This is a genomic window from Pedobacter kyonggii (assembly GCF_004310665.1).
In the GTDB taxonomy this organism is placed as follows: domain Bacteria; phylum Bacteroidota; class Bacteroidia; order Sphingobacteriales; family Sphingobacteriaceae; genus Pedobacter; species Pedobacter kyonggii.
The window spans coordinates 115,415-138,507 of record NZ_SIXF01000005.1; the positions used below are offsets into that span (position 1 = coordinate 115,415).

The 23,093-nt window shown below is 39.9% G+C and carries 16 protein-coding genes; 6 read left to right on the forward strand and 10 right to left on the reverse strand.

Annotation, left to right across the window (positions count from 1 at the left end):
- The first annotated feature begins 109 nt into the window (after positions 1-109).
- A complete protein-coding gene (locus EYS08_RS07530; RefSeq protein ID WP_131029441.1) occupies positions 110-544 on the forward strand; it encodes a carboxymuconolactone decarboxylase family protein in 435 nt (144 codons plus the stop codon).
- A gap of 110 nt (positions 545-654) precedes the next feature.
- Here EYS08_RS07530 and EYS08_RS07535 read toward each other — a convergent pair whose 3' ends face one another.
- Positions 655-1,839 (reverse strand): class I SAM-dependent rRNA methyltransferase, encoded by a 1,185-nt coding sequence (locus EYS08_RS07535; RefSeq protein WP_131029442.1) that lies wholly within the window; start codon positions 1,837-1,839, stop codon positions 655-657.
- A 142-nt stretch (positions 1,840-1,981) separates the two neighbouring features.
- Positions 1,982-2,992 (reverse strand): LacI family DNA-binding transcriptional regulator, encoded by a 1,011-nt coding sequence (locus tag EYS08_RS07540; protein ID WP_131029443.1) that lies wholly within the window; start codon positions 2,990-2,992, stop codon positions 1,982-1,984.
- A 263-nt stretch (positions 2,993-3,255) separates the two neighbouring features.
- Here EYS08_RS07540 and EYS08_RS07545 point away from each other — a divergent pair, with 263 nt between their 5' ends.
- The 5 genes from EYS08_RS07545 to EYS08_RS07565 all read left to right on the forward strand — a co-directional run bounded on the left by EYS08_RS07545 (position 3,256) and on the right by EYS08_RS07565 (position 11,855).
- Positions 3,256-6,486: a SusC/RagA family TonB-linked outer membrane protein gene (locus EYS08_RS07545; protein ID WP_131029444.1), complete on the forward strand. Its 3,231-nt coding sequence runs from the start codon at positions 3,256-3,258 to the stop codon at positions 6,484-6,486.
- A 17-nt stretch (positions 6,487-6,503) separates the two neighbouring features.
- Positions 6,504-8,348, forward strand: a complete 1,845-nt coding sequence (locus EYS08_RS07550) for a RagB/SusD family nutrient uptake outer membrane protein (protein WP_131029445.1) — start codon at positions 6,504-6,506, stop codon at positions 8,346-8,348.
- Positions 8,349-8,361: 13 nt separating this feature from the next.
- Positions 8,362-10,008 (forward strand): DUF4957 domain-containing protein, encoded by a 1,647-nt coding sequence (locus EYS08_RS07555; protein WP_131029446.1) that lies wholly within the window; start codon positions 8,362-8,364, stop codon positions 10,006-10,008.
- 70 nt (positions 10,009-10,078) lie between these two features.
- On the forward strand, positions 10,079-11,101 hold the full coding sequence (locus tag EYS08_RS07560; RefSeq protein ID WP_131029447.1) for a pectinesterase family protein: 1,023 nt from the start codon (positions 10,079-10,081) through the stop codon (positions 11,099-11,101).
- Positions 11,102-11,114: 13 nt separating this feature from the next.
- Entirely contained in the window at positions 11,115-11,855 is a 741-nt protein-coding gene (locus tag EYS08_RS07565; RefSeq protein WP_131029448.1) for a rhamnogalacturonan acetylesterase, read from the forward strand.
- A gap of 258 nt (positions 11,856-12,113) precedes the next feature.
- On the opposite strand, the gene EYS08_RS07570 is transcribed toward EYS08_RS07565, so the two are convergent.
- From EYS08_RS07570 to pelA, 8 genes are all read right to left on the reverse strand, one after another.
- A complete protein-coding gene (locus EYS08_RS07570; RefSeq protein WP_131029449.1) occupies positions 12,114-13,739 on the reverse strand; it encodes an NADP-dependent glyceraldehyde-3-phosphate dehydrogenase in 1,626 nt (541 codons plus the stop codon).
- A 117-nt stretch (positions 13,740-13,856) separates the two neighbouring features.
- Complete coding sequence (locus EYS08_RS07575; protein ID WP_131029450.1) at positions 13,857-15,296, reverse strand: MFS transporter; 1,440 nt, start codon at positions 15,294-15,296, stop codon at positions 13,857-13,859.
- 21 nt (positions 15,297-15,317) lie between these two features.
- Positions 15,318-15,980 carry a bifunctional 4-hydroxy-2-oxoglutarate aldolase/2-dehydro-3-deoxy-phosphogluconate aldolase gene (locus tag EYS08_RS07580; RefSeq protein ID WP_193419254.1) on the reverse strand — a complete coding sequence of 221 codons (663 nt, stop codon included), beginning with the start codon at positions 15,978-15,980 and terminating at the stop codon, positions 15,318-15,320.
- Positions 15,973-17,028, reverse strand: a complete 1,056-nt coding sequence (locus EYS08_RS07585) for a sugar kinase (RefSeq protein WP_131029451.1) — start codon at positions 17,026-17,028, stop codon at positions 15,973-15,975. Before EYS08_RS07585 ends, EYS08_RS07580 begins: the two co-directional genes overlap by 8 nt.
- 114 nt (positions 17,029-17,142) lie before the next feature.
- Complete coding sequence (uxaC, locus tag EYS08_RS07590; protein WP_131029452.1) at positions 17,143-18,543, reverse strand: glucuronate isomerase; 1,401 nt, start codon at positions 18,541-18,543, stop codon at positions 17,143-17,145.
- 202 nt (positions 18,544-18,745) lie between these two features.
- Positions 18,746-20,392 (reverse strand): UxaA family hydrolase, encoded by a 1,647-nt coding sequence (locus EYS08_RS07595; RefSeq protein WP_131029453.1) that lies wholly within the window; start codon positions 20,390-20,392, stop codon positions 18,746-18,748.
- Between the two features lies 1 nt (position 20,393).
- Positions 20,394-21,905 (reverse strand): tagaturonate reductase, encoded by a 1,512-nt coding sequence (locus EYS08_RS07600; protein WP_131029454.1) that lies wholly within the window; start codon positions 21,903-21,905, stop codon positions 20,394-20,396.
- Between the two features lie 55 nt (positions 21,906-21,960).
- Positions 21,961-22,992 (reverse strand): pectate lyase, encoded by a 1,032-nt coding sequence (gene pelA / locus EYS08_RS07605; protein WP_131029455.1) that lies wholly within the window; start codon positions 22,990-22,992, stop codon positions 21,961-21,963.
- Positions 22,993-23,093: the final 101 nt, after the last annotated feature.

The window sequence follows — 23,093 nt, forward strand, 5'->3', positions numbered from 1 at the left end:
GTGGCAAAAAAATGTGCCCTTTGCGGTTAGAAATTCATTTCTTAAACTACATTAAGTTTTTTGATCGTTAAGTTGCAGACCTTTACATCGTAATCAAAAAACAAATAAAATGGAAAGTAGAATTGATATCCCAAAAGTAGAACCTGCAGCTTACCAAGCCATGTACGGTTTAGAGAAATATTTATCAACCAGCAAACTAGATCCAATTCTTTTAGAACTGATTAAAATGCGTGCATCGCAAATTAACGGCTGTGCATTTTGCTTAAATATGCACTCAACTGATGCCCGTAAAATAGGTGAAACCGAACAGCGTTTATACTTATTAAATGCCTGGAGAGAAACAACCTTATTTACGGCACAAGAAGAAGCTGTTTTGGCTTTAACAGAAGAAGTAACGTTAATTAGCCACCACGTTTCTGATGCAACTTATCAAAAAGCGGCAAGCTTTTTTAACGAGCAGGAATTAGCACAGATTATTATGGCTATAGTTACCATTAATGCCTGGAACAGACTGGCCATTACCGCTAAAGTGATGGTTGGCTAATTAGATTCCTCTTTCAGCTTATCACAAAGACACGATACACCTGGTTAATGTTCAAAATATTTTGGTGCTTTGTGTCTTTGTGCTTTAAAGTCGACCGATAAGGGATAAATTCATAGCACCCTTAACAACAATCCTTTTAAGTATTCTCCTTCTGGAAAAGAAATGCGAACCGGGTGATCTTCTGGTTGGCAGAACTGTTTAATAATCTGAACTTCTTTGCCTGCATCAAGTGCTGCCCAGGCGATAATCTGTTTAAAGGTTTCTATATCAACCGCTCCCGAGCAAGAGAAAGTAGCCAATAAGCCCCCTTTTTCTAGCAATAGCATGCCTAAACGGTTTAAATCTTTATAAGCTCTTGCTGCGCGGTCTAATGCCGAACGTGATGGTGCATATTTAGGTGGATCGAGCACAATCACATCAAATAATTCTCCTGATTCTTTGAAAGCGCGGAGTTGTTTATTTACATCTGATTGAATGGTCGTTACTTTATCCGCATCGAATTTGTTTAGGGCTACGTTCTGTTTTAATGTTTCTACAGCCAAAGCTGAACTATCAACACTGGTAATGCTTGCCGCACCATTAGCTAAACTATTTAAGCTAAATCCACCGCTGTAACTGAAACAGTCTAAAACCTTTTTGCCTTTGGTATAACTGGCTAAAATGTGTCTATTATCGCGCTGATCGCAGTAAAATCCTGATTTTTGTCCTTCAGCGATATTGATGTGATAAATAATTCCATTTTCTTTTACCTCCAAAAATTCTGGCGGGTTTTCTCCCCAGAGCAGTCCGTTTTCGATGGGTAAACCTTCGTGGGTACGTGCGGTTGCATCACTTTTATCAAAGATCCCTTTTGGTTTTAATTCTGCTTTTAGTATTTCTACGATTTCTGCTTTCACTTTTTCAATTCCTGAACTTAAAATCTGAAGAGAAAGAAAATCAGCATATTGATCAACAATTAAACCTGGCAGGAAATCAGCTTCGCTAAAAACCAGCCGGCAGGTATTGGTCTGTTCACTTAAAATAAACTGACGTGAAGCGATAGCCTGTTTTAACCGGTTTTGATACCAGTTATTATCAATAGTTTGAGTTTCATCCCATTCTAAAAGGCGAACAGCCACACGCGAATTGCTGTTGTAATAACCATAGGCTAGAAATTCATTATCGAAAGCAAAAACTTTTACTACCTCACCATCTTCAGGTTTTCCCTTAACTTTTTCCAATGCTCCCGAAAATACCCATGGATGTCTCTGTAATGCCGCTTTTTCTTTACCCTTTTTTAATGTGATTTCTACCATGGAGCAAAGGTAATAATTTGTAGGGAGTTTGGTGTAGCGCGTTTGGCGTGGCAAATAAGTTTGGAGTGGAACGTTCGGTGTCTAGCGTAAAGCATTTAATTATACCCCAATCGTTCTATGCCATGCGCCAACCGCCTGGCGTTCAGCGCTTCTTCACCAACTCTGTATCCAAAACCTTTGTTTCAAACTCAGTTACCGGCCTTTTGGCTTCAATCATTGAGATTAACAGTTCGGTAGCCACCTGCCCCATTTCGAATGCGGGTTGTTTAACCGAGGTTAGAGATGGTGAAAACAATTCGACCAGGTTAGAATTTGTAAAACCCGCGATTGCGATTTTATGTGCTACCTCAGGATTGGTTTTCTTTAGGGCCATAATACAGCCTGTGGTTAAGCGGTCGCTTGAAATAAAAATCCCATCTGGCTGTAACGGCAAAAGTTCTTTAACCGCCTGTTCCAGCTCTGCGCTGTGCATACCGCCATGCTGGCAATATTTAACCAGTTCAGGTCTAAATTCGATATGGTATTTAACCAAGGCCGCTTTATAACCTTCTAACCTTTCTTTTGTTATCGAAAGGTTTTCGGAATTGGTTAAATGGGCAATTGTTCTCTTTCCAGATAAGATAAGATGTTCTGTGGCATCAAAAGAGCCTTTAAAGTTATTTGCGATTACTTTGTGGGTTTCAAAATCTTTAGGCACACGATCGAAAAAAACAATTGGTAAGCCCTTGGCGTATAAATCTCTTAAATAATTAATATCCTGTGTTTCTGAAGAAAGTGCAATTAATAAACCATCAATAGAACGTGATGCAAGGTGCTCAACATTCAGTTTCTCCTGCTTATAAGATTCGTGACTTTGAGAGATGATGACATGATAATCTTTGTCATAAGCGATGGATTCAATGCCATTTATCACCTGCGAAAAAAAGTTGTTGGCAATTTCACTTACAATAATGCCGATAGAATAGCTACGCCGCTCCTTTAAACTTCTGGCGATTGGATTAGCGCGGTAATTAACCTTTTCGGCATAAGCCAAAACCAGTTTTTTGGTTTCCTCACTAATTTCGTAACGGTCTCTTAAAGCCCTGGAAACTGTAGAGGTAGACAGGCCTAATGCTTTAGCTATATCTTTTATGGTAGATGTTTCAAATCTCATGTTGTGTATTGCGTACAAGTTACAAAAAAAATCTCTTTAAGAGGATTGGATGAGCAACATTAATAAACGTCATATCTACGTTTTTGGGAACGTTTGCACACTTTTTTAGTTAAAAATGGTTTCAAACGATTTTTAGTTTGTAAAATTGTTACATCAACGTAACCAAATATAAATAAACAATAACATTCCGAAATAGAATTATATTCTACATGCAAGCGATTGCAGCATCTTAAAATAACCAAATCACTTCAAATAAATAATTTATGAGCAGAGTTCTACTCTTTTTAGCATTTTTCTCTTTTTTTGGATTATCTCTAGCACGGGCACAAACCAGGCAGGTTACCGGTACTGTAAAAGATAAAACTAATGGGCAGCCATTGGTAGGCGTTAGTGTGAACGTAAAAGATTCCAAAACCGGTGCCAGCACAGATGCCAATGGAGCATACAAGATTACCGTTCCCGGTAAAGGCGCTATTTTAACTTTCACCTATGTGGGTTACAAAACCAAAAATGTTACTGTAGGGGAACAGAATAAAATAGACGTAGCATTAGAAGAAGATGCCAACACTTTACAAGAGGTTACTGTAAACATCGGTTACGGATCTGTACGTAAAGAAGCCTTAACGGGTTCAGTGTCTTCCATTACAGGAAAAGATATTGATCAGTTCCCTGTAAGTACCGCAGCGCAGGCATTAGCCGGGAAACTTGCAGGGGTATCGGTTACCACAACAGAGGGAAGCCCAGGTGCCGAAATTGTAATTAAAGTACGTGGTGGTAGTTCGCTTACGGGCGATAACTCTCCCCTTTATATCGTAGATGGTATCCAGGTAGAAAATGCCTTGTCTATTTTATCGCCTAACGAAATCCAATCTATCGACGTTTTGAAAGATGTGGCATCTACTTCGATTTATGGTAGTAGAGGCGCCAATGGAGTGGTTATTATCACCACAAAAAGCGGTAAGAAAGGCAGGCCGATTATTTCTTTCGATGCTTATGCAGGTGCAAGACAGATTGTAAATAAACTGGATGTGATGAACCCTTACGAGTTTATTAAGTATCAATATGAACTTTACAACAATAATACCAATCAGGATGTTAAAGACACATTTACAAAGAAATATGGTACGTTTGAAGATTTAGATATCTATAAAAATATCCCGAATATCGATTGGCAGGACAAAGTTTTCGGTCGTCAGGCATGGAGCAATACCGAAGTTTTAAATCTATCAGGCGGTACTTCTAAAACCACTTACAATGTTTCGGTAAATAATACAAAAGAAGATGGTATTATGCTTAATTCTGGTTATAAGAGAACTTTTGCTTCGATGCGTTTGGACCATAAATTTTCTGATAAATTCAGGGTTGGCCTAAATGCCCGTTACAGCGGTCAACGCATTGATGGTGTAGGTACAACCTCTACAGGTTCGCAGGGAACTAACCGTTTAAGAAATTCGGTTCGTTATCAGCCCTATTCTGGCGGAAGCGATTCTGGCGATTTATTCGACGCTGATTATTTAACTACAGGACTGACCAATCCGATCACTTTAGCCAACCAGGAACTAAAATACGATTATCGGAACGATTTAATCAGCAGTGGTTATGTGCAATATTCGATTCTTAAAAACTTAACGATTAAAAGTACAGTTGGATATAATAGAACCAATAGGCACATCAATACCTTTAATGGCCCAGTAAGTAACGTGGCCAGAAACAATGCGGGCTTACCTGCGATTCAATTAGATACGGTAGCCCAAAAATCTTTTATCAATACCAATACCATTAATTACAAACCAAATCTGGGTAAAGACCATAGTTTGGATTTATTGGTAGGCCAGGAAATTAACATGGTCGATATCGATTCGAGAACAACAGTACTTAAATTTTTACCGATCGATATTTCAGCCGAAGATGCTTTTGTAAGTAGCCCACCTGCCAATACTATTCAGGATAGGCCAACATCATTAATTTCTGGCACCAGACAGTTTTCGGTATTTAGCAGGGCCTCTTACGGTTTTAGAAATAAATACCTGGCGACCGTAAATTTCAGAACAGATGCTTCTTCGTTATTTGCAGCAGGCAAACAATGGGGTTATTTCCCATCAGCCCAGGTTGCCTGGAGGGTAACGGAAGAGAAATTTGTAAAAGATATGAACCTCGATTGGTTAGATAACTTTAAAGTTAGATTTAGTTATGGCGCAGCAGGGAACAACCGTATTGGTCAGGATTTATTTAGAACATTGTTTTATCTAAGCTCTACTACGGGCGGTTATGCCGATACAGATGGATCAGTATCAACTGGTTTAATTTCGGGGACAGCTACCGGAAATATTTTATCTAACCCGAACATCACCTGGGAAACCAATATCTCTAAAAACCTGGGTATTGATATCGATTTATTTAAAAACAAGTTATCGCTTAATTTAGATTATTACGATAACAGAACAAAAAATCTACTTTTAAATGCAAACGTGCCACAAACTACGGGTTATGCCACACAACAGCAAAATGTGGGTAAAACCCAAAATACTGGTTTCGAACTACAATTAAACTATCAGGCCGTTAAAACCAGAGACTTTAGCTACAATACCAGTTTCAATATTTCATTCAACAAGAACAAAATTGTTGAACTACAAAGAGGTGTAAGCTCTTACATCACACAATCAGGTTGGGTAAACAGTTTGGGCGATTTTAAAGTCGAAGTGGGTCAGCCTGTTGGTCAGTTCTACGGTTTTGTTTCGGATGGGCGATATACTGTTGATGATTTTACCTATGTGCAAAACACAAACACTGGTGCTTATACCTATACACTTAAGCCAACTGTTGCAAATAGCAGGGTATTATTGGGTAATCGTGATCCTCAGCCAGGCGACATGAAAGTCCAAAAACTATCCTCTTCATCAAGTATGATGATCGGGGATAACGACAGAACGGTTTTAGGTACGGCACAGCCGAAATTCACTGGCGGTTTTAACAATCAGTTTGCCTATAAAAACTTTGATTTAACGGTATTTGTAAATTTTAGCTACGGAAGCAAGGTATACAACGCCAACAAAATAGAGTTTACCTCACAATACAACGTTAAAGACAACAATTTACTTGCGGTGATGAACGATCGCTGGCAGAACTTTGATGCCAATGGCGTAAAGGTAACAGATCCGGCATTATTAACTTCCATGAACGCCAATACTTCCCTATGGACACCTACAGGAGGAAACTATGCTTTAACCTCTTACGCTATTGAAAGTGGCTCTTTTTTAAGGATCAGCAATGTAACATTGGGTTATACCTTGCCACAAGGTTTAATTAAAAAAACAGGTTTCATTTCAAAATTAAGGGTTTATGGAACAGTTAATAATTTATATACGATAACGGGGTACACGGGCTACGATCCTGAAGCAAATACCCGCCGATCGAATCCACTTACGCCGGGTATAGATTACGCTGCTTATCCGCGCAGCAGATATATTCTTGCTGGTATTAACATGGTATTTTAACCTCAACATTAAAGAAAATGAACAATAAATTTATAAAATCGGCTTTAATGGTAATTGCTGTTGGAGCATTGAGCATAACTACTTCCTGTAAAAAATATTTAGATGTACAATCGCCATCAACTTCCAGTCCGGATGTTGTTTTTGAAAGTGCAGCAAATACCAATGCGGCAATTATTGCCGTTTACAATCGGCTTTGTGGAGACAATGGCTACGGAAGCCGCATATCTACACTATTTGGTTTAACGGCCGATGATTTTAAAACCTCGGGAAGTTATAGCTCTTCCGATCGAAGAGGAATTAGCATGTACGGTGCAAGTTCAGACAATACCGATCTGATCAACCCATTTTTACAGTTATATGCAGGCGTGGAGCGTGCGAACATCTGTATCAAATTTATCCCGGCCTCTAGTCTTTATACCAATGGTTCTGAGGCTGACAAAACGATTATGAAACGCTATTATGGCGAAGCTTTAACCTTAAGAGCACAGTTTCTTTATGAGTTGATCCGTAACTGGGGTGATGTACCTGCGTCTTTTGTGCCTTCTGCAGATGCCGAAACGTTGTATGGCCCAAATGTAGACCGCAATAAAACCTATGATCAGATTATCGCAGATTTAAAAATGGCTGAGGATCTGGTGCCATGGAGAAGTGGAATCACAGAATACGGCAGTTTTCGTTATACAAAAGGTGCAATTAAAGGCTTAAGGGCCCGTATTGCTTTAGCCAGAGGCGGTTATTCGCTAAGGTCGGCCAACCATACTATGGAACGCAGTGCTGATTATTTAACTTATTATAAAATTGCTTTTGATGAGTGTTTGGATATTATGAACCACCGTTCGGAGCACAGCCTGAATCCCGTTTATGAAAATGTATTTAAAACCTTGCATACCACAACCCGCTACGATGACGCCCACGAGCTGATGTTTGAAGTAGCTGCTTTTGGCGGCAACGCCTCTACCGATAGCAAGTTAGGTTATTATAACGGCATCCGCTTTAACTCTGCCTCAACTTTTGGTTCAGGTGGTGGCGGTATGAATGCTATCCCTACTTACTTTTACGAATTTGATGTAACCAAAGACTGCCGCAGGGATGTAACCATCGGTGTTTTCGAAATTACCGCAACATCAAAAAAAATCATCAATACCCTGTTTAACATGACGGATGGAAAATTCCGCAAATCATGGACAACTTTTAACAACTCTTCTGCTGCTCAAACTTTTGGGGTAAACTGGCCAATGTTACGTTTTGCCGATGTATTGCTAATGTATGCAGAGGCTGATAATGAAATTAACGGAGCGCCATCCGCGACTGCGGTTACGGCCTTACAAGAGGTGCAGAAACGTGCCTACGCTGGCTTTGAAGGTCAGATTCCGGTGACGCCAATGGATAAAAATGGCTTTTTCAACGCGATTGTGAAAGAACGGTTGTTGGAGTTTGGAGGAGAGGGTATCCGTAAATATGATTTAATCCGCTGGAATTTACTAGGTAGTAAATTTGAAGAAACACGTACTAAAATTCGTGCTTTAATTGCAGGAACCGGCGATTATGCCAATGTACCGAATTATATTTATGCCAAAGAGGGGAATTACCTGTTGGGAACAAGCGTAAACGAGGTGGCCACACTCGATCTCTATGGTGGCGTACCAAATAATGTGTTTGCCTCACCAGGATTAAATACTTCAACAGCCCCTGCGGGTTATACTACTAAAAACTGGAGAAGGGCTGTCACAGAAGAAAACTCCATAACCAGCACTTCTACGGGAATTGCTTTTTACTTCGAAGCAAATAAAAAGGAACTTTTCCCATATCCTAAAACAACATTGATCGAAAATCCGAGTATGGCTCAAAACTTTGGTTATTAACTAGATATTAATTATGAAAACATTTATAAATCAATTGGGGTTTAAATTCGTCGTTTTATTATTGATGGTTGCGGTAACTTCTTCATGCAAAAAGGAAGAAGATATTCCAACAGAACCAGCACGGATATTTAAGCCAAGCGATGTGAAAATCACCGCTGGCGAAACTTCAGCGAAGTTAACCTGGACAGTTCCTTTAATGTCGACTGGAAAAACCTTTAAATACAGTATCGATTTCTCTACAGATTCGCTATTTGCTACAGTGAATTACACTACTACAGCCGATACGGCCGGAGTAACGGTAACTGAAGAAAATTTAGCGGTAAGAACCAAATATTATGCAAGGGTTAAAGCCAACGCAACCGAAAGCCAGCCTGAATCGAAATATATACGTAGCAGCGTTTTTCAGTTAACCGGGATTCAACTTTTTACGGCCATCAGGGATAACGAAATTAAAGAGAATAACATTACGCTGCGTTATACCCCAACCATTGGTTTAACATCGATCGTTTTAAGCCCTGAAAGCGGAACGGCAACCACGATAGCCTTAAGCACTACTGATGCCTCGGCAGGATTAAAAGTGATAGCAGGATTAACAGCAGGGACAAAATATACCGCCGAACTATTTGCAGGAACGAAAAGCAAAGGAATTGCCACTTTTACTACCATTGCTCCAACTACCTATACGGTAAAATTAAATGCTGGTGATGACCTGGCTGCTGCGATTGCCAGTGCGACAAATGGTGCAATTATTGGTTTAAACCCAGGCACCTACACCCTGTCGGCAACCACTTTCATCACGCAAAAAACCATTACCATAAGATCAACATCAGGCAACCCAACCGATACCAAGGTAAATTATAGGGAAATTGATTTAGAGGGTACTGGGGCAGGCGTAACGCTTTCGGGTATTGAGTTTGATGGAACAGCCAGTGCATCGCTTTATTTCATTAATTTTATTGGCGCACAGACCGCCAATGGTGCAGCAGCAACTTTTACCAATGTAGTGGTAGATAACTGTATTGCACATGGCTCTGTAACGTCATTTTTAAGAGGTGATAGAGGCGCGGCCGCCCGCGATTTTAAAATCACAGGCATTACGGTTAATAATTCGATTGTTTACGACATGGGCTTAAATGGTTCATCTGCATATTATACTTTTCACCTAAATAAAATGCAGTTCAATACCCTTGCCATATCTAAATCTACTTTTTACAATGCAGGTCCTGGTCTGTTTACAGCGAGCACCACTTATACAGCAGATGTTATCCCGACAGTTGCGATCACGAATTCGACCTTTAATGGTTTTGGTGGCAATGCCAAGTACGCCCTGTTAGACGCAAATGCTAACCCGATCAACTTTAGCATTTTAAACAGTATTTTTGCCAATACACCAAAATCTGGTACCGTAGTGGCGGCAGCGATTAGAAGTACTGGAGCAGGAAGTTCAATAAAAATTTCGAACAGTAATTATTTCAACTTATTTACAGCCTTAACAAATGGCACGGCTTTAACTTTTGGACCAGCAACTTTGACCAGTAATCAAAGCATAAATACCGACTGGACAGCTGCAACAACTGATTTTACCTTAGCTGTTGGTTCGCCTTTAAGAAGTGCGGGAAGCAACGGGGGGGCAATAGGCGATCCAAGGTGGACATACTAACAAAATTATAGGGCAGGTTTTAATCTGCCCTTTTTTAATGAACTTTATGCGCTAGACTTAATCGATGAGAATGACAAGAATATCCTATCTGAAATTTATTGTAGTACTTATCTTAGTTACCGTTCCCTTTCTCTATCTCCATGCCCAGGATCCTAAATATCCTTCAGAAATAACCGTTGCACAGGACGGAAGCGGAAATTACAAAACCATCCAGGAGGCTATTAATTCGGCAAGAGACTTAGGCGAGAAGGAAGTTAAAATTCATGTTAAAAACGGCATATATAAAGAAAAACTAATTATTCCATCATGGAAGATCAAAATCTCTATTATTGGAGAAAATGCCGAGAATACCATTATTACTTGTGGAGATTATTCAGGGAAGCCAAACCCGAAGGGTGAAGATGATTTTGGCAACATCAAATTCAGCACATATACTTCATTCACGGTACTGGTTCAGGGCAATGATATCCATCTGGAAAATTTAACCATCATCAATTCATCGGGTCGGGTTGGGCAGGCTGTTGCATTGCACGTAGAAGGCGATCGTTTTATAGCAAAAAACTGTAGGTTTTTAGGCAATCAGGATACGCTTTATGCTGCGATTGAAAATAGCCGTCAATATTATCAGGATTGCTATATCGAAGGCACAACCGATTTTATTTTTGGAAAGGCCACAGTTGTGTTTCAAAATTGTACCATCAAAAGTTTAAGTGATTCTTATGTTACCGCAGCATCAACTTCAGCGACACAAAAATTCGGATTTGTTTTTATAAATTGTACGCTCATTGCAGATGAAACTGTAACAAAAGCTTACCTCGGTAGACCATGGAGGCCTTATGCAAAAACGGTATTCATTAACTGCGATCTGGGGAAACATATTTTACCCGAGGGCTGGAATCCATGGAAAGGCGATCTAATGTTCCCTAATAAGGAATTGACCGTTTTTTATGCAGAATATAAAAATACGGGGGGCGGTGCCTTACCTAAAACGAGGTTGCCCTGGACAAAACAATTAACAGATAAAGAGGTAAAAAACTATACTTTAAAAAATATATTAGGCGGAGCGGATCAATGGAATCCCCTGCATTTATAGATCAATAGACAATATGAAAACAAATTTCTTTAAAATTTTAGCTGCCGGAACTTTAGCTCTTTTACTGTCTTTTACCGTTATCCCAAAGAAAACAAAACTCTATATCATTGGCGACTCTACCGCAGCAAATAAAGAAGAAAAAGCATATCCGGAAACAGGCTGGGGCATGGCATTACAGTCTTATTTCAAGGCTGATGTTACCGTTGATAACCGCGCTTTGAACGGAAGGAGTACAAAGTCTTTCAGGGCCGAAAAGCGTTGGGACCCGATATTGGCCGAGTTAAACCCTGGCGATTATGTTTTTATCGAATTTGGTCACAACGATGAGAAAGTTGATAAACCAGCTGTCGGTGTATCCTTAGCAGATTTCAAGATCAATCTGGTTAATTATGTAAAAGAAACCAGAAGCAAAAAAGCATTTCCTGTTTTACTTACGCCAATTTCGCGCAGAAGCTTTAAAAATGGAGTTTTGATGGATTCACATGGCGATTATCCACGCATAACCCGTCAGGTTGCCGATTCGTTAAATGTACCATTAATTGATATGCTGGTTAAAACCGAAAGTTTATTAAATCGCTTAGGTGAAGAGCCATCCATTAAATTATTCAATTACGTTGATTCGGGAAATGTGAACTACCCAAATGGCAAGAAAGACAATACACATTTAAGCCCAGAAGGGGCTAAACAAGTTGCGGGGTTGGTGGTGAAAGGAATTAAAGAGTTAAAGTTGAACTTGGTGAAGAGTTTGAAGTAAAACACATCAGTTGTCATCCTGAACGCAGTGAAGGATCTTTTTATTAAAGTACCGCTTGTTATAGAAATTTCTTTCTAATATAGATTTTGTGTTATTGGCTCACAGATTCTTCACTGCGTTCAGAATGACAGCTAAAGAATAGAAAAACCGTCATTGCGAGAAGGCTTTTTCAGCCGAAGGAGCAATCTTCAAGAACTGACAATTAATTCTTGGTGTTAAGAGTGCTTCGTCGTACCTCCTCGCAATGACGATTATCCTTTAAAAAATGTACTTCGTGCTTAAAAAGTTCGAATCATCTCCTTTAACAATTTCATTCAATAACTTTTTATTATCATCTGTAAATTTGGTTGCTACCAACGAACGGATCGAGAACGAACGCAATGCATCCACTACAGAAAGCGTTCCTTCAGCACTGTCTTTACGACCGGTAAAAGGGAAAACATCTGGTCCGCGTTGGCATTGGCAGTTGATATTTACGCGACTTACCTGGTTAACCAAAGGATCGATCAATGAAGAAATTACCGCAGCATTATTACTAAAAATACTTACCTGCTGGCCATGTGGTGAACCGATTAAATATTCGATAGGCTCTTCCAGATCATCAAACGGAACAACCGGAACAATCGGACCAAACTGCTCTTCGCGGTATAGTTTCATATTGCTGTTTACCGGATACATAATGGCTGGATAAACAAAGGTTTCTAAGGTTTGTCCACCATTTTTATTGATCACCTTAGCGCCGTTCGAAACAGCATCGTCAATACATTCCTTTAAATACTCAGGTTTGTTCAGCTCAGGCAGCGGTGTAAGGTTTACGCCTTTCTCCCATGGCATACCAAATTTCAGTTTCTCTACCTCGACAGATAAACGTTTTAAAAACTCCTGTGCTAAACTGCGGTGAACATAAACGATTTTAATCGCAGTACAACGCTGTCCGTTAAAAGAAAGCGAACCTAAAACGGTTTCAGAAACCGCCAGGTCAAGATCTGCATCTTTAGTTATGACAGCCGCATTTTTCGCATCCAAACCTAAAATTGCCCGTAAACGGTTCACTTTAGGGTGCAGTTTTTTCAGTTCGTTGGCTACCTTGCTCGAACCTATTAAGGTAAGTACATTAATTTTTCCCGATTTCATTAAACCTGGAACGATAGTATTGCCACGGCCATATATCGTATTTACAACACCCTTAGGGAAGCTGGAACGGAAAGCCTCCAATAAAGGGTAGTGCAATAAAGTACCGTGTTTAGGTGGTTTGAATAAAAGCGTATTGCCCATAATCAAAGCTGGAATAAGCGTAGTAAAAGTCTCGTTTAACGGATAGTTGAACGGCCCCATACAAAGCACCACACCCAGCGGAGAGCGGCGAACCTGAGCAACAATTCCCTGCTCTATTTCAAAACGCGACGACTGCCTGTCGATATCTTTCAATGCATCAATAGTGGCATAGATATACTCAACCGTACGGTCGAACTCTTTAACCGAATCGGCATAAGATTTACCGATTTCCCACATAATCAATTTCGCAACAATTTCTTTTTGCTCAATCATTTTATGAGTGAAGTTTTCTACGCAGCTAATCCGATCAGCAACGCTCATGGTTGGCCATTGTCCGCGGCCGTTATCATAAGCGGCTACAGCTGCATCTAAAGCTTCTGTTGACTCTTTTTCTGTACAAACAGGGAAACTGCCAATACGCTTTCGTTTTAAGCCTTCGGGGGTTTTTACGCATACCGGAGAAAACACTTCATTAAATGGTCCATTCCATGGTTTCATTTCTCCATTGGAAAGAAACTCTTTTTGATTGATTTCTTCCTTGAGCCTAAATTCATCTGGAATCTGGCTCTCTTCAACGAAAATACTTTCGAGGTTTAGCGATGTACTCAATTTGGGGTTGTTGTTAGGGTTAAATTAATGTTAAGTCTATAGTTTAAGTATAGATTTACTGTTGTAAAAAGGCCGGGTATCAGGATTGCTTATGTCCCTTAAGCCTCGGCCTTTAAATTATTTTAGTTCGATAACTTTATATTTTGGCACTAAGGTTTTCATTACAGTCCAGCCAATGAGGTAACATACCGCACAGATAGAGAAGATAATAAAATAGCCTGCTTCCTCTCCTTTAAAACCCATAAAAACAATCTCGTTTTTGCCTGTATAATCAAACAATAAACCAGAGCCTTTATTGATAATAAAGGCGCCGATACCACCTGCCATACCGCCGATACCGGTAATGGTAGCAATCGCCTTTCTAGGGAACATATCGCCTACGGTTGAAAATATATTTGCCGACCATGCCTGGTGAGCTGCACCTGCAATACCGATAATGATTACCGGAATCCAATAGGTAATGTGCCCAAGAGGTTGTGCCGCTAAGGCTAAAAGCGGAAAAAATGCAAAAATCAGCATCGCTCTCATTCTACCTTCATACGGGTTCATACCTTTTTTATCAACGAAATAGGTTGGTAACCATCCACCGATAATAGACAGTAAGGTAATCATGTAAAGTACAAATAACGGAAGGGCACTTTGCGTAGAATCCATTCCATAAACAGATTTTAAATAAGCAGGTGTCCAGAATAAAAAGAACCACCACACCCCATCTGTCATAAATTTACCAAAAGCAAAAGCCCAGGTCTGTTTATATTTAAAACAGTCGATAAAAGAAACTTTTTCTTTAGTCTCTTCTACATAATCAGCCATTTTACGATCGTTAATCACATCCTGCTGAATATAAGCCAGCTCTTCAGGACTAACTCTTTTATGCAATTCAGGCTTGTTATACACAAACACCCATAGTCCCATCCATAGAAAACCCAGTGCACCGATAATGATGAACGACATTTCCCATCCATAAGCTTTTGCAATAAAAGGAATGGTAATCGGTGCTGCTAGTGCACCAACAGTAGCTCCTGCATTGAAAATACTGGTTGCAAATGCCCTGTCTTTTTTAGGAAAATACTCGGCAGTAGCTTTAATCGCAGCGGGAAAATTTCCTGCCTCTCCAACAGCCAATACAAAACGGGCAAAAATAAATAGGGTAACACTTACCGATACCACCATTCCGGTATCATTAACTCGGGCAATAACATCTTTAGCACCCTCAAAGCCTACAAACCAGTTTCCATTGATGATCCCTGCAGTTGCAATACCGCAAAAGGCATGTAAACAGGCCCCAACAGACCAAACACCTATTGCCCATAAAAAGCCTTTTTTGGTATCCAGTTTATCAACCAAACGACCTGCAAAAAGCATCGATATTGCATAGAAAATAGAGAATAGGGCAGTAATATTTCCATAATCATTATTATCCCAGTGAAATTCTGGTTTAATAAAATCTGTCCAGGTTAAAGAAAGTACCTGTCTATCTAAATAATTTATAGTCGTAGCTAGAAATAAAAGCAAACATATGGTCCATCTGTACTTGCTTGTTTTGGGTTGGTTCATTTGGTTAGGTGTGTTAAATTTTTATTTGCTCTGCTGAATTAAGTCAAGCGCTAATTTTGTATTGTCGAATAACTCTTCGTAAAGACCTTTGCTCATCACATCTTTACTGATTAATTTACTGCCCATACCTACGGCACAAACGCCTGATTTAAACCAGGTTTTTAGGTTGTCGGCATTAATTTCCACACCACCAGTTGGCATAAACAGCTGTCCGGCAAAAAGATCTTTAATTGATGAAATAAATTCAGGGCCTAAAATATTGGCAGGGAAAATTTTAATCAGCATGGCTTTGTGCTCTTGAGCGACACTGATTTCAGTCGGGGTCATGCAGCCAGGGATCCAAAGCATACCAATTTTGTTCGCAATTTCGGCAACTGCCGGATTTACGATCGGTGCCACAATAAAATCTGTTCCAGCTTCGATAAATGCATTTGCATCTGCAGGTGTTTTAATGGTTCCAATACCCAAATAAAGATCGGGCATCTCTGCATCACGGATTTCTTTCAACTTTTTAAAGTTCGGCAGGGCCGATTTACCTCGGTTGGTATATTCGAAAACACGAACACCTGCCTTATACAAAGTGCGTAATATTTCTACGCTACCCGATTCGCTGTCCTGATAAAAAAGGGGTAACATGCCCTGCTCTAAAATGGCATCTAAAATTTTGTGCTTGTTGCTAATCATTGCGTATTATTCTTTTTTCTATATCGGCTACAGTACTGGTTGTAGCATCGCTTGGAATGTATAATTTATCGTATGCCGCTGCGGTGGCAAAATTTAAGGTTTCTTTGGCCGATAATTGGTTGTAGAAGCCATAAATCAGGCCGGCCATAAAACAATCGCCACTACCCACCTTATCTAAAATTTCTTCAGAAACATATTCTTCTGAAACTGTTAATTCATCAGCAGTATAAATGGCAGTATAATACCTGATACCTTTACCATGATCGAACCTGAATGTATTTGCAACCGCCTTGCAAGACGGAAACAAACTTAATATTTCTTTAGAAGTATCTGTTGCCTGTTGCAGTAACGTTTCCTTTGCATAACCCTCAGTTGGTGTTAAATCTTCGTGAAGTGCAGTGCCCAACATTTTATTGGCGGCCCACACATTGCCCATAATCAGGGTGCAATATTGAGCCAGTTCGGGTAACACATCAATCGGATCTTTACCATACTTCCAAAGCTTGGCGCGATAGTTTAAATCGAGCGAAATGGTAATATTTTTCGCACTTGCCGCTTTTAAAGCTTCTAAGCAAACATCAGCAATAGATTGATTTATTGCCGGGCATATAGCACTAAAATGAAACCAGGTAACGCCTTCAAAAACTTGATCCCAGTTAATATGGCCAACTTTTAAATCTGCATAGGCCGAATTTGCCCTATCGTAAATTACGCCTGCATTTTTAAGGTCTTTCCCTTTCGGAAGATAGTATAAACCCAAGCGCTCGCCATGGTAGACCATTGGCGTAGTATCAATGTTCCTTGCCTCGAGATAATCTACAATTTCACGGGTTACCGAATTATCAGGCACAGCCGATAAGTAAGTTGAAGGAACATTCCAAAGTGCCAGTGCTGTTGCTACATTCAGCTCTGCACCGCCCACATAAAATGGTAATTTATTTTCTTTTAACCACTGGCCATCCATATCGGGACAGATGCGCAAAAGTATTTCACCAAAGCTTAAAACTTTTTTTCCTTTTTTGGATGAAGCGAATATTTGGGTGCTCATTTTTGTATCTAATCGGCGTATTTCATGCTGTTTTCTGCAACGGTATGAAAATGGAAGGAAAACGATTGAAATGATTTGATTCCAACGAAATACCTCTTTAAAGCCCTATTTTGGTTAAAATTTAAAGTAATTTTTTGCGTTAAAGTACGAAATATCCTGAACAATTTTGCCAACCCACTCCAAGTCGTTAGGTAATTCGCCGTTCTCAATGTCTTCTCCAAAGAGGTTACAAACGATCCTTCTGAAATATTCGTGACGGGGAAAAGAAAGGAAACTGCGCGAATCGGTAAGCATACCCACCAAACGGCTCAGCAGCCCCATGTTCGATAATGCATTTAATTGTTTGATCATGCCGTCTTTTTGATCTAAAAACCACCATGCCGAACCGAATTGCACTTTACCCACAACCGAACCATCGTTAAAGTTCCCGATCATGGTTGCAATTAATTCATTATCAGCAGGATTGAGGTTGTAAATAATGGTTTTTGCCAGTTTATCCTGATTATCTAAACGGTTTAAGAATTTAGAAAGCATTCGGGCCTGGCTAAAATCACCGATCGAATCCCAGCCGGTATCAGGGCCTAATTGTCTTAACATCCGGGCATTGTTATTACGCAGTGCACCTAAATGATATTGTTGTACCCAACCTTTTTCGTGATCCCATTCCGCAAAATAAACCAACATAGCCGATTTAAATTTCAGGTTTTCCTCGTAAGAAATATGTTGTTTACTGCGGATTTTATCAAAAATTGATGCGATTTCTGCTTCTGTATAATCTTCAGCGTAAATCTGCTCTAAACCATGATCAGAAACCGAACAACCATTTGCCGCAAAGTAATCGTGACGGCTTTTTAAAGCATCGATATAATCCTGAAAGCTACTGATTGTTTTATCTACAACGCTTTCTAGTTTGTCGATATATTCATTTAAGCCTTCAATATCGTCACTATTCATCGCTTTATCCGGACGGAAAGCCGGTAACATTTTAAGGTTTGTGCCCTCTCTTGCCAATTGTTGGTGATAGTTTAAACTATCCAAAGGGTCATCCGTAGTACAAACGGCTTCTACATTCATTTTGGCCAGCAAACCACGTACAGAATATTCAGGTGTCTGCAATTTCGCAGAACATTCGTCGAAAATTTTCTGTGCCGTTTTTCCAGAAAGTAAATCAGTTATGCCAAAATAACGTTGAAGTTCCAAATGTGTCCAGTGGTATAAAGGATTACGTAAAGTATAGGGAACAGTTTCTGCCCATTTCTCAAATTTTTCATAATCTGATCCTATACCAGTGATGTATTTTTCATCAACACCGTTGGCACGCATGGCTCTCCATTTGTAATGATCGCCAGCAAGCCAAACCTGGCTGATATTGGCAAACTGAGTGTTATTGGCAATCTGTTCTGGAATAAGGTGATTATGGTAGTCGATAATCGGCAATGATTTTGCAAAATTGTGATAAAGCTTTTCAGCAGTTTTGCTTTGCAAAAGAAAATTTTCGTCTAAAAAAGGTTTCATGCTATGTGATTTGAGACATTAGATAATGGATTTGAGATGATCTAAATGCCTTTCTATTAATTTTTATTTATTTAATGAATTATCCCCCGGTCTGTGTCCTCACAGACCGCAACTCAATTTATGTTTTATTTGCTTGGTGGTCTGTGAGGACACAGACCACGGAATTGGGTTCCAAGACTCACGACTTACGACTCCAGACTCACTAAAGGCTCACTCCCCTTTTCCATGGAATAAAATCATCCTGGTTAAGCAGCACCGCTTTAGGAATTACTTCGCCACTGGCAGCCTTAATACAATACTCCAGGATATCTTCGCCCATCTGTTCGATGGTTTTTTCGCCTTCGATTACCGGTCCGCAGTTGATATCGATAATATCGCCCATGCGTTTGGTTAATGCATTATTGGTTGAAACCTTAATGGTTGGGCAAACCGGGTTTCCTGTTGGCGTGCCTAGACCTGTAGTAAACAAGATTAGAGTTGCTCCAGATGCTGCTTTTCCTGTAGTGGCCTCCACGTCATTTCCGGGAGTACAAACTAAGTTTAATCCTGGTTTTGTAGCAGGCTCAGTATAATCTAATACATCTTCCACGGGTGAAGTTCCACCTTTTTTTGCTGCTCCGGTACTCTTAATCGCATCGGTAATCAAACCATCTTTTATATTTCCAGGTGATGGATTCATGAAAAACCCGGAACCTACATTTTCTGCAGATTGATTGTAAGCAGTCATTAATTGGATGAATTTACGCGCAGCGGTTTCGTCTTTTGTACGGTCGATTAACTGTTGTTCTGCGCCGCAAAGTTCAGGGAACTCGGCAAGAAGTACAGTACCGCCCAAAGCCACCAATAAATCAGAGGTATAACCTACTGCCGGATTAGCACTGATTCCACTAAAACCGTCGCTTCCGCCACATTTAACACCTAAAACCAGTTTGCTTAAAGGAGCAGGCTGACGTTCGATTTTGTTAATTTCAGTTAAACCGATAAAGGTTTTTCTGATGGCTTCTTTCACCAGTTGTTCTTCGCTTTGCGATTGCTGCTGTTCAAAAACGAATAAAGGTTTATCAAAATTCGGACTGCGGTGCTTTAAATCGTCCATAAAATCTTTAACCTGTAGATTCTGACACCCTAAGCTCAATACGGTTACACCAGCAACGTTAGGATGATCGGCATACGCGGCCAATAATTTACTTAATACAGCAGCATCCTGACGGGTGCCTCCGCAACCACCCTGGTGATTTAAGAATTTAATGCCATCAACATTTTTAAAAACGCGGTTGGCTGACGGATTTGCAATTCCAATTGAACTTGGATCAGCTTCTTCCAGGATTTCGCCGTTTTTATAAGCCTCAACCAGTTCATGGGCGTAAGATTTGTATTTATCGGTTACGGCATAGCCCAATTCATTGTGCAAAGCCTCACGGATCACATCCAGATTGCGGTTTTCGCAAAATACAGTCGGAATAAATAACCAATAATTTGCAGTACCCACGCGGCCATCACTTCGGATATAGCCGTTAAAGGTTCTGCCTTCAAATTTAGAAACATCAGGGGCATGCCATTCGTAATGGTATGGCCTGAACTCATACGGATCAGAGGCATGTTTCGTATTTTCGGTATCCATTAAACCGCCTTTTAAGATGAAATGTTGCGCTTTCCCCACCAGTACCCCATACATAATAATGTGATCACCTGCATTCATATCCTGCATAAAAAACTTATGCTTAGCCTGGATATCATCCTGTAAAATATATTCCTGTCCATCGTAAATAACGGTTTCGCCTTTTGCCAGGTTTTGCAAGGCAACAAGTACATTATCGTTAGGATGGATTTTTAAAATTCTAGTAACCATTTTAAATTGTTCTTTCTGAATGCAAGTTACTTAAAGTTTCTTTTGCACCCTTGTTCTGTAATAAATCAACGTAGGATTTTACGGCCGCGTTAAAGCCAGGGTAGTTATTCAAGTTTTTATCCCAGAGACGTCTGTCGCCAAGGGTATTATCTACAACCGTTTCAGGGTTTTTCCAGTATTCATATAGAATCTCTGCAAATTCATCCTGTATCGGGTAGGTTTTTCCATTCGCGCTGGCCGTGTAAGTATCACCTTCCTGGTTTACATTCATGAAAAGGATATATGCTGCCACACCTAAAGCGGTAAGTTGGGGTACTTCATTCTTTAAAGCGTAATACCTTCTGATTAAGGGCATGTTACGCATCTGCATTTTTGAGGTGAAGTTTAGCGTTATGGCTTGCCACTGGTGCTCTAAGGACGGATTGCTAAAACGGTCGATTACGCTTTCTGCAAAGGCAATCGCTTCATCATAGGTGATATCTTCGTTTACCACAACAGGGGCAATTTCATCTTTCATCAGTTTTAACACATTGGCTGAAAAATCTTTATTCGCCATAGCCTCTTTTACGGTATTAAAGCCTGCTAAAATGGCTAATCCACAGCTAATGGTGTGCGTACCGTTAAGTAAACGGAGTTTTAGCTCTTTAAATTTATCGATCGATGGAACAATAAAAACCCCTTTATCAGCCTTTTCAAAAGATAAAATCTCCTTCACTTTTTCGCTTGAGGATTCGATAGCCCAAAGTCTGAAGGGTTCGGCCATAATCATGAGTTCATCTTCATAACCCAGTTCACTTTCAATCGATTTTTGTTCGGCCTCAGGAAGTTTTCCCGGAACAATCCTATCAACCAAAGTTTTGCAAAAATGATTGGCTGTTTTTAACCAGTTTTCGAAATCCCAGCCCAATTTGTTCAGGATGGCCAGATCTAATAAAATTTCTTTCAATTTATCGGCATTGTCACTGATTAATTCTGTAGGTACAATTACCATTCCGCTTTCGGCCGAACCATTAAAAGCAGTGTATCTTTCGTGCAAGAATGCAAGTAATTTCCCCGGATAAGATTGCGGTGGATTATCGGTTATTTTATCTTCGCTTTTAACAATCCCAACTTCAGTGGTATTCGAAATTACGATCTGCATTTCTGGCTGGTGGGCAGCTTTTAAAATTTCGGCCCAATCTTGAGAAGCCGACAGTACTCGGCTAATAGAAGAGTTGATTGAATTTTCCTCCACATTTATCCCATCTTCGATTCCCTTTACACAAAGTGTGTATAAATTATCCTGTTTCGAGAATGCATCTGCCCCGCCTTTTGACGTAGATTTAACCACTAAAATACGTCCGTTAAAAATGCCTTTTTGATTGGCTTTATCAATAAAGTAATCTGGTAAACCACGTAATAAAACACCTGTTCCAAACTGGATTACTTTTTCTGGTAAAGCCAAAATTTCGGCACTTGGTTTGGTAACCTTGTCGCCGTTAATGTTTGCTAAATTTTCTTTGTTTAAAATCATATCCTTGCGATTTCCATCATTGTTTTATTCCTAGCAATGACGATTTATATTTTATTTATTTTCCGTTTGTGCTTAACCACTTCGGGTATTCCTTTTCAATTAATTTTTGCCCCCAGTTACCATACCAGGCATAGCCGTTTCGCCGCTCGGGACTTAACTCTTCCAATTTTGTTTTAATCGTATTGTCGCGATCACCGAAAATCGGAGTGTTTTTTTCCATATCGTAAAAACGCGCCCAGGTATTGGCTGTATTATCAGCAACCAAAGCCGCGGTTTTAATATTGGTTTTAGGGTCGCTCGGTCTATCGAAACGGTAGCCAACAATTTTATAGGTATCGAACCATTTCACCGCTGCTGCAACTGCACTTTTTACTTCTGGTGATGGGTTTTTAAGTCTCATCAAGAAACGAACAATACCTGCCGATTCACTTGTACTTAACGAAGCCGGCTCAAATGCTCTTGCTTTTGCTGGCAACATCGAGTCCTTATCGTATTGCGCAGCCCAGATGGTTAAAGTACCATTCTGTTTTACCTGTGTTTTGATAATACAATCAACCCCTTTAGCAATGGCTTTCTCTGCTTTTTTAATGTAAGCTGGATTCACCACCTCAAAATCATTTTTCTGTGTAGCAATATCCTGTAAAATCTTCAGCACATTAATCATTGCATCATCATTGTAGGTAATTTCTGAACGGTAGGAAGATTTATCAGGATAATATTGTGGCCAGCCACCATTGGCATATTGAGCGGATAAAATGTAATCCAATCCTTTTTCAGCTGCCGTTAAATAAGCCTTGTTCTGTGTTTTTTTATAGGCCTTAACAAGATATACTACTTCTCTGCTGGTGGCTTTGTTATCGAATGTGGCATGCAGATCTTTGGTGGCTTTTATTCTGGCTAAAAGCTCAGGTGTTAAGGTTGCACCATAGTTAACCACACTTTTATCTTCCAACTGCTTCGGCCAACCACCATTACCGAGTTGATATACAAGCATTTTATCTGCCGTAGAATCGGTAGACTGCTGTGCATAACACGATAGCATTGAGCTTATACAGATGAGGGTTAACAGTATTTTTATTTTCATCATTTCTGTTTGTTAGTTTATTGCCACGGAAGTACGGATTAACACGGAGAACTTTTTTATTCCATGGTCTGTGTCCCCACAGACCACCACTTAATTCTTTTTCT